This is a genomic window from Streptomyces rubradiris, from assembly GCF_016860525.1.
Classification (GTDB): Bacteria; Actinomycetota; Actinomycetes; order Streptomycetales; family Streptomycetaceae; genus Streptomyces; species Streptomyces rubradiris.
In genome coordinates this window covers 3,654,138-3,667,186 of record NZ_BNEA01000015.1, presented here as the reverse complement: position 1 = coordinate 3,667,186, position 13,049 = coordinate 3,654,138, and the positions used below count along the sequence as shown (strand labels likewise).

The window sequence follows — 13,049 nt, the reverse complement described above, 5'->3', positions numbered from 1 at the left end:
GGGCAACAATGCTGGGGTACCGTCAGAAGAACTGTCTTATCAAACTCACTATGGCAGGAGGGACGGGGCGGCACCGCTCCGTATGGATGGACGTGAAGCGATACTTCCGTGGGCCGGTCATGTGGATCGTGCTGGCCGTCCTTGCCGTGGTCGTGTTGATGCAGGTCGTCGGCTCGTCCGGCGGCTACAAGACGGTGGACACCGGCCAGGTCGTGGCGGCGATCAACGCGAACAAGGTCGAGTCGGCCAAGCTCACCACCGGTGACGAGCAGAGCATCAAGGTCACGCTCAAGGACGGCTACAAGGTCGAGGGCAGCTCGAAGATCCAGGCGAGCTACATCGGCGACCAGGGTGTGCAGCTCGCCGGCACGCTGCAGACCAAGTACCAGGAAAAGCAGATCACGGACGGCTACACGGTCTCGCCGTCCAAGCAGAACCCGTTCGTCGGCGTCCTGCTCTCCCTGCTCCCCTTCGTCCTGATCGTCGTCGTCTTCCTGTTCCTGATGAACCAGATGCAGGGCGGCGGCTCCCGGGTCATGAACTTCGGCAAGTCCAAGGCGAAGCTCATCACCAAGGACACCCCGAAGACGACCTTCTCCGACGTCGCCGGCTGTGACGAGGCCGTCGAGGAGCTCCAGGAGATCAAGGAGTTCCTCCAGGAGCCGGCCAAGTTCCAGGCCGTCGGCGCCAAGATCCCCAAGGGCGTGCTGCTCTACGGCCGCCCGGGTACCGGCAAGACCCTGCTCGCGCGTGCCGTCGCGGGCGAGGCGGGCGTCCCGTTCTACTCGATCTCCGGTTCCGACTTCGTCGAGATGTTCGTCGGTGTCGGCGCCTCCCGGGTGCGTGACCTGTTCGAGCAGGCCAAGGCGAACGCCCCGGCGATCGTCTTCGTGGACGAGATCGACGCGGTCGGCCGCCACCGCGGCGCCGGCCTCGGCGGCGGTCACGACGAGCGCGAGCAGACCCTGAACCAGCTGCTGGTCGAGATGGACGGCTTCGACGTCAAGGGCGGCGTCATCCTGATCGCGGCCACCAACCGGCCGGACATCCTCGACCCGGCGCTGCTGCGGCCGGGCCGCTTCGACCGGCAGATCGCGGTCGACCCGCCGGACCTCCAGGGCCGTCTGGAGATCCTCAAGGTCCACCAGAAGGGCAAGCCGGTCGCGCCCGACGTCGACCTGTCCGCCGTGGCCCGCCGCACCCCGGGCATGACCGGTGCCGACCTCGCCAACGTGCTGAACGAGGCCGCGCTGCTCACCGCCCGCGGCGACCAGAAGCTGATCGACAACAAGGCGCTGGACGAGGCGATCGACCGCGTGGTCGCGGGCCCGCAGAAGCGGACCCGGATCATGTCGGACAAGGAGAAGAAGATCACCGCGTACCACGAGGGCGGTCACGCCCTGGTCGCGGCGGCCTCGCCGAACTCCGACCCGGTCCACAAGATCACGATCCTGTCCCGCGGCCGTGCCCTCGGTTACACGATGGTCCTGCCCGACGAGGACAAGTACTCGACCACCCGCAACGAGATGCTCGACCAGCTCGCCTACATGCTGGGCGGCCGGGCGGCCGAGGAACTGGTCTTCCACGACCCGACCACCGGTGCCGCCAACGACATCGAGAAGGCCACCAACCTGGCCCGCGCGATGGTCACGCAGTACGGCATGACCGAGCGTCTCGGCGCGATCAAGTTCGGCGGCGACAACAGCGAGCCGTTCCTCGGCCGTGAGATGGCCCACCAGCGGGACTACTCGGAAGAGGTCGCCGCGCTGGTCGATGAAGAGGTCAAGAAGCTCATCGAGACCGCGCACAACGAGGCCTGGGAGATCCTGGTCGAGAACCGCGACGTGCTCGACAACCTCGTTCTCCAGCTGCTGGAGAAGGAGACCCTGGGCAAGGAGGAGATCGCCGAGATCTTCGCCCCGATCGTCAAGCGCCCGCCGCGGCCCGCCTGGACCGGCTCCTCCCGCCGCACCCCGTCCACCCGCCCGCCGGTGCTCTCCCCGAAGGAGCTGGCACTGACCAACGGCGCGAACGGCGCGACGGCGTCGATCAGCACCGCGAAGTCGACGGCGGCGGAGTCCGCCCCGGTGACGGACCAGTCCCCCGAGGACCGTTCCGACAGCTGACCGCCCCGCGGACACACGGCCCGGAATGAATGCCGCGCCCCCCAGGTTCTAGCCTGGGGGGCGCGGCATTTCGCATGTCCGCAGTTTCGGCAAGGCGAGACAGACGCGCGTCATGGCGCGGGAACGAGGAACCAGATGACCGACCCGGTGACGCTGGACGGCGAGGGCCGCATCGGAGAATTCGACGAGAAGCGCGCCGAGAACGCCGTGCGGGAGCTGCTGATCGCGGTCGGGGAGGACCCGGACCGCGAGGGGCTCAGGGAGACGCCGGCCCGGGTCGCGCGCGCCTACCGGGAGATCTTCGCCGGTCTGTGGCAGCGGCCGGAGGAGGTCCTGACCACGACGTTCGACCTCGGTCACGACGAGATGGTCCTCGTGAAGGACATCGAGGTCTACTCGACCTGCGAGCACCACCTGGTGCCGTTCCGGGGCGTCGCCCACGTCGGCTACATCCCGTCCGAGAGCGGCAAGATCACCGGGCTGTCCAAGCTGGCCCGTCTCGTCGACGTCTACGCCCGCCGGCCGCAGGTGCAGGAGCGCCTGACCACGCAGATCGCGGACTCCCTGATGGAGATCCTGGAGCCGCGGGGCGTCATCGTCGTCGTCGAGTGCGAGCACATGTGCATGTCGATGCGCGGCATCCGCAAGCCGGGCGCGAAGACCATAACGTCCGCCGTGCGCGGTCAGCTGCGCGATGTGGCCACGCGCAACGAGGCCATGAGCCTGATCATGGCGCGCTGACCCGGCCGCCGGGCGCGGCGGGCGGTCAGGCCGCCGGCTGCGCCCCCGGAGGGTTCTGGTCGTCGTCCTCGGGGAGCCGGCACACCCGCTCCAGGAACAGGGCGGCCGCTATCACGGCGAAGCCGGCCAGGGCCGAGAATCCGGCGTAGATCGCCTGGTCGCGGCGGGCCGGGAAGTCCAGCAGCTCCAGCAGGAAGACGCCCGCGCCGCCGTACATGCCGGCGACGAGGGCCGCGACCAGGGCGCTGGCCTGGCCGAAGACGACGGCGCGGGCGGCCATCAGCGGATCGACGCCCTTGGCGCCGGGCCGGCGCTCGCGCTGCGCCTTCAGCCGGGCGCGCAGGGAGAGCGCCGTGGAGAGCAGCACCACCGCGATCAGCGCGAGGACCACGGGGGCGGCCAGTGGGACGCTCGGCAGGGTCCCGATCGAGTTCCAGAGGCGGGCGCCCGCCCAGGACAGGACGCCGGCCACGACGAACACGCCCGCCAGCACCCTGATGCGCAGCTCTCTCACGGTGTCCCTTCAGTTGTTCCCCCGGACCGTCCCGGACGGTGGTCGTTCTTGGTCTCGACCCGACTCGACCTTAACGACTACTCGGGCAGCCGGAGTTCCAGGTCCTTCCGGTGCGCCACACCCTCACGGGTGATCGCGGTCAGCAGTTCGGCGACCGCGCCGCGGCCGGGGAGCTGGGCCTGGGGGTCCACGTCGTGCCAGGGCGCCAGCACGAAGGCGCGCTCGTGGGCGCGCGGATGGGGCAGGGTGAGTCCCGGGTCGTCCGAGGTGACGTCGGCGTAGGCGACGATGTCGACGTCCAGCGTGCGCGGGCCCCAGCGCTCGTCGCGGACGCGGTGGAAGGCCTCTTCGACGGCGTGCGCCCGCTCCAGCAGGGAGACGGGGGGCAGGGTCGTCTTCAGGACCACGACCGCGTTGAAGTACGACGGCTGGCTGCCGGGCTCGACGCCCCACGGCTCGGTCTCGTACACCGGCGAGACGGCCTTCACCCGGACGCCCGGGGTGTCCTCCAGGGCGTCCACGGCCCCCTGGAGGGTCTCCAGGCGGTTGCCCAGGTTGGAGCCGAGGGAGATCACGGCCCACTGGGGGTTGTGCAGGGTCGTGTCGGCTGCGTCCACCTTCTCGACGACCGACGCGGGTACCGGCTGGACGGTCGGGTCGCTGTGACCCTGGCGGAAAGGTCGGGTCATACTCGGCTCCGGGTGATGGTGACGGTCACGTCGTCGAAGGGGACGGTGATCGGCGCGTCCGGCTTGTGGACGCACACCTCGACCTCCTGAACCCCTTCGTGCTTCAGGCAGGTCCGGGCGATCCGCTCGGCGAGGGTCTCGATGAGGTCCACCGGGTCGCCCTCGACCACGGCCACGACCTCCTCGGCCACGATGCCGTAGTGCACGGTCTTCGACAGGTCGTCGTCGGCCGCGGCCGGCCGGGTGTCCAGGCCGAGCACGAGGTCCACGATGAAGGTCTGGCCCTCCTCGCGCTCCTTGGGGAACACCCCGTGGTGCCCACGGGCCTTGAGGCCGCGCAGCGCGACACGGTCCACGCGAATCACTCCTGCAATCGTCGGGAACGACCGGCCCGTACCACGTGCGGGCGGCACGCCGGTCTGAGACGAATCTACCCGCGGGCACCGACAGGGCCCGGCCGAGGGGCGCGGGGCCGGGCCGGAACCCGCAGGGTTCACCGACGGTTTCCCCCGCGGAACCCGGCCCAGTCACGGACCGGTCGCCGCTGCTACCCGGTGGTAGGTGATTCCGGCCACGTGCCCGTCCCCCGGCCGGTCCGCCGCCGGGGGCGGATTCCCCCGTCAGGCGAGGGAGCCGTCGTCCGGGTCCACGCCGTTCGCACCGGTGTCGTCGTCCTCGGCGGTCTCGGCCAGGACCGGGGAGGCGTGGTGCGACCACAGCTTCCAGCCCGAGGGGGTGCGCCGGAACACGTTCGTGGCGACGACGAGCTGGCCGACCAGCGGCCCCAGCTCCGCGCCCTCCTCCGGGGCGGGTCCGCCGCTGAGGATGTTCTCGGTGCACGTCACCAGCGCGGTGTCGCCGGTCACGGAGACGTGCACATCGGTGAGGAAGAACTGGATGTAGTCGGTGTTGGCCATGATCAGGGCGTACGACCTGAGGACCTCGCCGCGGCCGGTCAGCACCGGCCAGCCGGGGTGCACGCAGGAGATCACGCCGGTGTCCGCGGGGTCGTGGTACGTCTCGTCCACGCCCAGTTCCGCGGGCGTCAGCCACAGCGCGGAGACCTCCTCGAAGTCGCCGCGCTCCAGTGCCTCGTAGAAGGCGGTGTTGGCGGCTTCCACCTGCTCGACGTCGGTGTGGGGGGCGCTCACCGGGCTCCTTCCGGCCCGTGCTCGCCGTCCGCGCCGGGCGTGCGTTCCGTGCCGCGCGCCTCTTCCACGGCTCGCGCGACCCGTACCGCGTCCGCCGTGGCGCGCACCTCGTGGACGCGTACCGCCCACGCGCCGGCGTGCGCGGCGAGCGCGGAGACGGCGGCCGTGGCCGCGTCCCGCTCCCGGGCCGGCGGGGGCGGGCCCTGCGGTCCGGCCAGCACCCGGCCGAGGAACCGCTTGCGGGAGGCGGCGACCAGCAGCGGGTGCCCGAGGCCGCGCAGCCGGTCCAGGTGGGCGAGGAGGGCGAGGTCGTGCTCGGCCTCCTTGGAGAAGCCCAGGCCCGGGTCGATGACGACGCGGTCCGGGGCGACGCCGCCCGCCAGCACGGCCTCCACGCGCGCGTGGAGCTCCTGGACGACCTCGGCGACCACGTCCGCGTAGACGCCCTTGACGTTGCCGCCCTGGAGGAAGCCGCGCCAGTGCATGACGACGAAGGGGGCGCCCGCGGCGGCCACCACCGGGATCATCGCGGGGTCGGCCAGGCCGCCGCTGACGTCGTTGACGAGGGCGGCACCGGCCGCGAGGGACTGTTCGGCGACGGAGGCGCGCATGGTGTCGACGGAGACGACGACCCCCTCGGAGGCCAGGCCGCGCACCACGGGGACGACCCGGCGCAGCTCCTCGGCCTCGTCCACGCGGGTGGCGCCGGGCCGGGTGGACTCGCCGCCCACGTCGACCAGGTCCGCGCCCTCGGCGACCAGGTCGAGGCCGTGCTTGACGGCGACGGTGGTGTCGAACCAGCGGCCGCCGTCGGAGAAGGAGTCGGGGGTGACGTTCACGACCCCCATGACCGCGCACCGGTCCCATGCCGGAAGGCCGGCCACCCGGCCGCGCCCGCTGATGCTGTTCATACGTTCAGCGTAGGCCCAGGCCGGTGCCGGGAACGCGCGGCGGCCCCCTCGGCGAGGGGGCCGGTCAGCGGGCCGTGACGCCCGGTACGCGGAGCTCAGGCGGCCCGGACGTCCCGCTCGCCCACGTGCCCGCACGGGCGTGGCGGCGCGGGGCGGCGCCGGCGCAGGAAGCGCGGCAGCGGCACGGCGAGGGTGACGAAGCCCTCGGCCTGCATGGCGGCGAAGCCGATGCGGGGCAGGTCGGCGGGGGCCCGGTAGACCAGGAACCGCGGTTCCCAGCGCGGCTGGAACTTGGCGTTGAACTTGTACAGCGACTCGATCTGGAACCACCGTGAGAGGAACACCAGCAGCCCGCGCCAGGCCCGCAGCACCGGACCGGCGCCGATCTTCTCCCCGCGCGCGAGCGCGGAGCGGAACATCGCGAAGTTCAGCGAGACCCGGGTGATGCCGAACTTCCCGGCGGCCTGGAGGGCGGCGACGATCAGCAGCTCGTTCATGCCCGGGTCGGCGGAGCGGTCGCGGCGCATCAGGTCCAGCGAGACGCCGTCCTCGCCCCACGGCACGAAGTGCAGGATCGCCTTCAGGTCGCCGTACTCGCCCGGCTCGTCGTCCTGCTTGTGCGCGGTGGCGATCAGGCAGTCGCCGTCGGCCGGGTCGCCGATGCGGCCGAGCGCCATGGAGAAGCCGCGCTCGGTGTCCGTGCCGCGCCAGTCCTCCGCCGCCCGGCGGATCCGCTCCAGCTCGGCCTCGCCGAGGTCACGGATGCGCCGCACCCGGGTTTCGTAGCCGGCCCGCTCGATGCGCTTGACCATTTGGCGCACATTGCGCATCGCGCGTCCGGCGAGCGAGAAATCCGCCACGTCCACCACCGCCTCGTCGCCCAGTTCCAGGGCGTCCAGGCCGGTCTCGCGGGTCCACACCTCGCCGCCGGTCTCCGAGCAGCCCATGACGGCGGGCGTCCAGGAGTGGGCCCGGGCCTCGTCCATGAAGCGCTCGATGGCGCCCGGCCAGGCCTCGACGTCGCCGATGGGGTCGCCGCTGGCGAGCATCACCCCGGAGACGACCCGGTAGGTGACCGCGGCCTTGCCGCTCGGCGAGAACACCACCGCCTTGTCGCGGCGCAGCGCGAAGTGGCCGAGCGAGTCGCGCCCGCCGTGCCTGGCCAGCAGGGCGCGCAGCTTCTCCTCGTCCTCCTCGGTGAGGCGGGCGGCCGGGTGCTCCGGGCGGAAGGCCAGGTAGATGGTGGTCACCGCGGTGATCCAGCCGAGCGCGCCGAGGGAGAAGGCGACCGTCCAGGACGTGTTGCCCCGGTAGTCGACCGGGCCCTCGAAGCCGAACAGGCCGTAGATGACGTGGGTCAGCCGGTCGGCCAGGCTCGGGTCGCCGATCGTCCGGCCCGGGTGGACGCTGACGATGACGAGCCCGAGGAGGACCGAACCGGCGCTCATGAGCACGAAGTTGGCGAGGGCGCGCCACCGGCTGCGCGGATCGGGCAGGGCGGCGAACTGGTCCCGGTGGCGCAGCAGCGGCACCAGCAGGGCGACCGCGATGAGCGCGCCGACGATCGAGTGCCGGTAGGCGAACTGGGCCGCCGCGCCCGCCGGGAGCAGCGCCACCGCGGCCCGCCACGCCCGGCGCTTGCGCCGCTTGAGCCCGTGCGCGAGCAGCAGCAACAGCACGCCCGCGCTGAGCGAGAGCGCCGCCGCGAACGGCCCGAACGAGCCCGGCAGCACCTCGGCCAGGGCGTGCATGCGGCTGTGCCGGAAACGCGGGAAGACACCCGCGGCGATGTCCAGGAGGCCTACGAGCGTGGCCGCCCGGCCGACCAGAACGGGAACGGACTCGGGGCGCGGACCGCGCAGCAGGCGCCGCCCGCGGCTTGATCGGCCCGGAACCCCGCCCGACACTTCCCCATCTATCCTGACAGACATCGCATCCCGTAGTTCTGCGAGAGACCTTGAATCCGGTGCCATCGGGGCATCCGGCGACATTGCGCCCTCTAGGACGATGTCTGGGGGAGGGAGGTTCACTCCCCACCGGAAAGTCGGGTCAAAGGCCAAGGAAAGCCCCGGGCAAGCGCGCGCACCAGGCGTGGGTACGGCACGGGCGGAAAGCGCGGACAGGAAACAGCCCATGGGTCTCACGAGCAACAAAGTGCTGTGGCTGGCGATAGTGATCGCCGCCGTGCTGTTCATCGGCACGGTGTGGCTGTGGCCGCGCCTGGCCCGGCAGCACTGGCGGTCCGTCGGCGGGCGGGTCGGTCTGCTGCTGGCCACCCAGGTGGCGCTGTTCGCCTCCGTCGGGCTCGCCGCCAACCAGGCCTTCGGCTTCTACGCCAGCTGGGCCGACCTGTTCGGTACGGAGACCGGGCAGGGCGTGGTGGTCGACCACTCGGCGCACGGCGGCAGCGGCGGCCCGCTCCAGGTGGTCTCCACCTCCGAGGTGCCCGGTGTGCACTCCGCGCGGCCGGAGCGGGGCGGGCAGATCCAGAAGGTGGACATCGTCGGCCGTACGACGCACATCGCGACCCCGGCGTACGTGTACCTGCCGCCGGAGTACTTCCAGCCGCAGTACCGCACCCGCACGTTCCCGACGACCGTCGTGCTGACCGGCTACCCGGGCACCGCGTGGTCGCTGGTGGACAAGCTGGACTACCCGAGCACCGCGCAGCGGATGGCCAGGGACGGGCGCGTGCAGCCGATGATCCTGGTGATGCTGCGGCCGACCGTGGCGCCGCCGCGGGACACCGAGTGCGTGGACATCCCGGGCGGGCCGCAGACGGAGACGTTCTTCGCCAAGGACCTGCCCGACGCCGTCCTCGGTCACTACCGGGCCGGCAAGCGGCCGGGCGGCTGGGGCATCGTCGGCGACTCCACCGGCGGCTACTGCGCGCTCAAGCTCGCCATGCACCACCCGCGCGTGTACGCGGCCGGCGCCGGCCTGTCGGCGTACTACAAGGCGCCGATCGACCCCACCACCGGCGACCTCTTCCACGGCGACGCCAAGCTGCGCAACCGCGCCGACCTGTTCTGGCTGCTGCGGCACGAGCCCGCGCCGGACACCTCGCTGCTCGTCACCAGCAGCAAGGTCGGTGAGCACAACTACAAGGACACGCTGGACTTCATCCAGCGGGTGCGGGACACCGACCGGACCCGGATCTCGTCGATCATCCTCGACAGCGGCGGGCACAACTTCAACACCTGGCGGCGCGAGATCCCGCCGACGCTCCAGTGGCTCAGCGGGAGGCTGGGCGGCCACTGAGCCGGCGTACGTCCTGACGCCTCGTGAGACGCCTGGTGTGGCCGTGTTTTTACGGGCCGGGGCCCACGATCTCCCTACGCGCGGTAAGTTTCTGGCCATGCCACGTGGACGCCACCGCCATTCCTCTCCTCTGCACCGGCTGTTGCCTCCCTCGGCGATCGCCGGCGTCTCCGTCGCCTGCGCGTCGGCTCCCTGGGTGTTCTCCGAGGCCGCGGTGTTGCGCGCGCTGGCCGCCGCGGCAGCGGCGACAGCGGTCGTCGGCGCGTTCGTGATGCGCCGCTGGGACGTGCAGGCGGGCCGGCGGGTCGCCGAGCTGACGCGCGCGCGTGCCGGTGACGAGTGGCGCTTCGAGGAACGCGTCGCCGAGCTGGAGACCGACCTGGAGGAGTCCCGCGAACTGCGCGCGAAGCTGGAGCAGCGGCTGCGCGCCAAGCGCGCCGAGCTGGCCGGCCTGCGCAACGAGCACGCGGCCCTGCTGCGCCGGTACGCCACCGCCGAGACCGAGCGGGCCAGCGCCCTGGAGGGCCGCCGGCTGCTGGAACTCGAAGCGGCGGCGCCGGAGCCGGCCCCCGCGCGCCCGTCGGCCCCCGCGCTGCCGCCCGCGCGCGCCGGCGAGCCCTCCCGGCCCGCCGAGGCCGCCCCGACGGCGCCCGCGGTGTTCTCCCCCGAGGGCGCCCGGCTGTACCGGCGGGCCCTCACGGCACTGGCCCGCTTCGAACGGCAGACTCCGGGCGAACCCGGGGGCGGCCCGGAGGGCAAGCGGGACACGGGGGCGGAGACCGCTTCCGAGGCCGAGTCAGGGGCGGTTGAGTCCGGGCCGGCTGAGGCAGGGTTCGCTGCGTCCGGGTCGGCTGAGGCCGGGGCCAATGAGGCAGGGTCCGTTGCGTCCGGGTCGGCTGAGGCCGGGGCCAATGAGGCTGGGGCCGCTGAGGCCGGGGTTCGGGAAACCGTGACCGGGGATGCCGGGTCTGGGGGCTCCGGGACTGGGGATTCTGTGACTGGGGCGTCCGGGGTGGCGGAGCCCTTGGCGGAGAAGCCGGGTGCGGAGGAACTCGGGGCCGGAGTGCCTGGTGCGGTGGCGCCGGTGGCCGGTCCGGCGGGGGCCCCCGGGCAGGCGGACTCCGCAGGTGGTGAGGGCACGGCCGGGTCCGCTCCGGTTGCCGGGTCCGTGTCCGGCGCTGCTCCCGCCTCCCGGCCCGGTCCCGTTGAGCAGGCGCAGGGCGTCGCGGCCCGGCCGTACGGCGAGGTCGAGGCCGTACCGCCGGCCGGCGGGCCCGTGACGCCGTCCGCCGGGAACCTCGGGGTGCCGCCCGCCGTGGCCGTCGTACCGGCCGCGCCCGCGCGGCGGCCGGTGACCGAGGGCGGGTTCGACTTCTTCGGCACGCAGAAGGGCACCCCGAAGGCCGCGCTGGACTCCGTGCAGAACGAGGACCTGGCCGACGTCGTGGGCCCCGAGGCGCTCGCCGTGCACAAGGCCGAGGCGGAGGCCGGGTTCAAGTCCGCCGACGAGCGGTCCCGTGGGGTCGGTCAGATCATCGACCTGACGGCGCACGACGAGACCGAGCAGATCGATGTCCAGGGGCTGCGCAGCGCGGCTTCCTGAGCCACCGGCGACAGCACCGCGACGGGCCCGGCCTCCCTTGAGGGAGCCGGGCCCGAGCCGTGTCGGCGCGCCGGTCGCGCGGCGGTCAGCGTGCTGTCATCCAGCGGTCCGGTGGGGCGTCCCTGCGGCCCGTGCGGGATCTCTCCGCCTGCTCGGTGAGGAGGCGCGCGGCCTCCCCGGCGTCGCGCAGCCGGGCCGTGACGGTCTTGTCGGCGCCGGTGTCCACGTGTACGTCGGCGAGCCCCCAGCGGCGCTCCCAGGGTCCCTGGGTGAGCCGTACGCTCTGCACCTTGGCGTGCGGCACCAGCGAGAGCCGGCGGCACAGCAGGCCGCCGCGGGCGGCGAACACCGGGCCGGTGACCGCCAGCCGGTGCCCGCGCCACCACACCGGCACGCACCAGCGGGCCCGGCGCGGCACGGGCGACAGTTCGGGCGGCACCGACGCCCCGGGCAGCACGTGCGCGAGGACCGCCTCGGCGACCGCGCGCGGGGCGACCGGGACCAGCACGGAGTTGTCGGATCCGGCCACATCGAGTTCGACCCGGACCCAGCCGCGCCACCGCCACAGCAGCGGTTCCACGATCCGTACCGTCTGCACCCGGCCCGGCGGCACCGTCTCGTGGGCGCGGTCCAGCAGCCCGCGGTCGATGCGCAGCCCGTCCGGCGACTCGCTCACCGTCCAGTCGAACTCGGTGACGAACCGGCCCACGCTGCTCGCCCCGGCCGTGCCGAGCAGTGGCAGGGCGGTGACGAGGACCGTCCACACGTTGTCCGTGAAGAGCCACAGCAGGGTGGGGACGATCAGCGCGGCGCACAGCGAGCCCCAGGTGGCGCCCGTCAGCAGCAGGGAGCGCGCCAGCTCGCGCGGGGGCACGCGCAGCAGGACGTGCGCCGGTGCCTCTCCGACCTCACGCGCCGTCTCGGGCGCGAAACCGGCCGCGCGCGCGAGCAGCTCCGCGCGCAGGGCGCGCGCCTCGCGCTCGCTGAGAAAGGCCAGTTCGTCCTTGTCGTCGGTGCCTACGACGTCGATGCGCAGCTTGGCGACGCCCGCCACGCGCGCGAGGAGCGGACGGGAGACGTCCACGGCCTGGACGCGCTCCAGCCGGATGTGCGCGGTGCGCCGGAACAGCAGTCCGGTGCGTATGCGCAGCTCGGTGTCGGTGACCGCGTAGTGCGTGAACCACCAGGACAGGAAGCCGTAGAGGCCGGCCGCCGGCACCAGTACCGCGATGCCCAGCAGGAGCATGGTGTCCGTGAGCCGTGCGAGCTGCTCCTGCGCCGCGTTCGGGTCGTGCACCGCCCAGCCGGCCAGCACGGCGAGCGGCGCCCACGCCCGGCGCAGGGGCGTGACCGGGTGCAACCGGCGCTCGACGACGGGTCCGTGCCCACCCACACCACCGTCCGCGCGCTGGGTTCCCTCGGGTATGCCGGTGTCCGCGCCCTCGGCCCGCTCCGATGCACTGCCCTCCGCGCGCTCGGCCCGCCCGGGTATGCCGCCGCTCACGCGCTCGGCCCGCTCCCGGGATGTCACAGGCCCGCCGATCGTGCCTCGCCCAGCTCGGTGAGCCGGTCGCGCAGCCGTTCCGCCTCGGCCGGGTCAAGGCCGGGGATGGTCGCGTCGGTCGCGGCGGCGGCCGTGTGCAGCTGTACGGTGGCCAGCCCGAAGCGCCGCTCCACCGGCCCGGAGGTCACCTCCACCAGCTGCATCCGCCCGTACGGCACCACCGTCTCCTCGCGCCACAGGACACCGCGGCTGATCAGCAGGTCGTCGGCGCGCTCGGCGTACCGCCAGGAACGCCAGTTGCGCTCCAGCAGCCGCCAGCACACGGCGGCGCACGCCGGTGGCAGCAGCGCGCACGCGGCCCACGCCGGGCCCGCGAAGAGCCCCGGCAGCACCCCGGCCGCCACCGCGAGCACCCCCGCCCACACCACCAGCAGCAGCCGCCGCACGCGCAGCAGCCCCGGCTCCGGCCGCCGCCACACCGGCCGCTCCGCCGGCGCTCCGGTCCCGTCCAGGCTCCCCGTTTCCATGTGCCCAGCGTACGTAGGGGAA

General features: G+C 73.0%; 12 protein-coding genes. 4 read left to right on the top strand and 8 right to left on the bottom strand.

Annotated elements, in window-relative coordinates:
* Positions 1 to 86: 86 nt before the first annotated feature.
* Both ftsH and folE read left to right on the top strand, forming a co-directional pair.
* Complete coding sequence (gene ftsH, locus Srubr_RS29445) at positions 87 to 2,126, top strand: ATP-dependent zinc metalloprotease FtsH (RefSeq protein ID WP_189997854.1); 2,040 nt, start codon at positions 87 to 89, stop codon at positions 2,124 to 2,126.
* Positions 2,127 to 2,261: 135 nt separating this feature from the next.
* Complete coding sequence (folE, locus tag Srubr_RS29440; RefSeq protein ID WP_189997853.1) at positions 2,262 to 2,867, top strand: GTP cyclohydrolase I FolE; 606 nt, start codon at positions 2,262 to 2,264, stop codon at positions 2,865 to 2,867.
* 25 nt (positions 2,868 to 2,892) lie between these two features.
* Here folE and Srubr_RS29435 read toward each other — a convergent pair whose 3' ends face one another.
* From Srubr_RS29435 to Srubr_RS29410, 6 genes are all read right to left on the bottom strand, one after another.
* A complete protein-coding gene (locus tag Srubr_RS29435; RefSeq protein ID WP_189997852.1) occupies positions 2,893 to 3,381 on the bottom strand; it encodes a DUF3180 domain-containing protein in 489 nt (162 codons plus the stop codon).
* Positions 3,382 to 3,458: 77 nt separating this feature from the next.
* A complete protein-coding gene (gene folK, locus Srubr_RS29430) occupies positions 3,459 to 4,070 on the bottom strand; it encodes a 2-amino-4-hydroxy-6-hydroxymethyldihydropteridine diphosphokinase (protein WP_189997851.1) in 612 nt (203 codons plus the stop codon).
* Positions 4,067 to 4,426, bottom strand: coding sequence for a dihydroneopterin aldolase (gene folB, locus Srubr_RS29425; RefSeq protein ID WP_189997850.1), 360 nt, complete (start codon positions 4,424 to 4,426; stop codon positions 4,067 to 4,069). Before folB ends, folK begins: the two co-directional genes overlap by 4 nt.
* 264 nt (positions 4,427 to 4,690) lie before the next feature.
* Positions 4,691 to 5,221, bottom strand: a complete 531-nt coding sequence (locus tag Srubr_RS29420; protein ID WP_189997849.1) for a nuclear transport factor 2 family protein — start codon at positions 5,219 to 5,221, stop codon at positions 4,691 to 4,693.
* Positions 5,218 to 6,132 (bottom strand): dihydropteroate synthase, encoded by a 915-nt coding sequence (gene folP, locus Srubr_RS29415; RefSeq protein WP_189997848.1) that lies wholly within the window; start codon positions 6,130 to 6,132, stop codon positions 5,218 to 5,220. Before folP ends, Srubr_RS29420 begins: the two co-directional genes overlap by 4 nt.
* A gap of 95 nt (positions 6,133 to 6,227) precedes the next feature.
* Positions 6,228 to 8,063, bottom strand: coding sequence for a phosphatidylglycerol lysyltransferase domain-containing protein (locus Srubr_RS29410; RefSeq protein WP_373313603.1), 1,836 nt, complete (start codon positions 8,061 to 8,063; stop codon positions 6,228 to 6,230).
* Between the two features lie 202 nt (positions 8,064 to 8,265).
* On the opposite strand from Srubr_RS29410, the gene Srubr_RS29405 reads away from it, so the two are divergent.
* Both Srubr_RS29405 and Srubr_RS29400 read left to right on the top strand, forming a co-directional pair.
* Positions 8,266 to 9,393, top strand: a complete 1,128-nt coding sequence (locus Srubr_RS29405; RefSeq protein WP_189997846.1) for an alpha/beta hydrolase — start codon at positions 8,266 to 8,268, stop codon at positions 9,391 to 9,393.
* A gap of 97 nt (positions 9,394 to 9,490) precedes the next feature.
* Positions 9,491 to 10,996, top strand: a complete 1,506-nt coding sequence (locus Srubr_RS29400) for a hypothetical protein (protein ID WP_189997845.1) — start codon at positions 9,491 to 9,493, stop codon at positions 10,994 to 10,996.
* 85 nt (positions 10,997 to 11,081) lie between these two features.
* Here the strand turns inward: Srubr_RS29400 and Srubr_RS29395 are convergent, their stop codons facing one another.
* The gene (locus Srubr_RS29395; protein WP_229926883.1) at positions 11,082 to 12,422 is read right to left on the bottom strand and encodes a PH domain-containing protein; all 1,341 of its coding nucleotides are present in this window, start codon (positions 12,420 to 12,422) and stop codon (positions 11,082 to 11,084) included.
* 101 nt (positions 12,423 to 12,523) lie between these two features.
* The gene (locus Srubr_RS29390) at positions 12,524 to 13,027 is read right to left on the bottom strand and encodes a PH domain-containing protein (RefSeq protein ID WP_189997843.1); all 504 of its coding nucleotides are present in this window, start codon (positions 13,025 to 13,027) and stop codon (positions 12,524 to 12,526) included.
* Positions 13,028 to 13,049 lie beyond the last annotated feature (22 nt).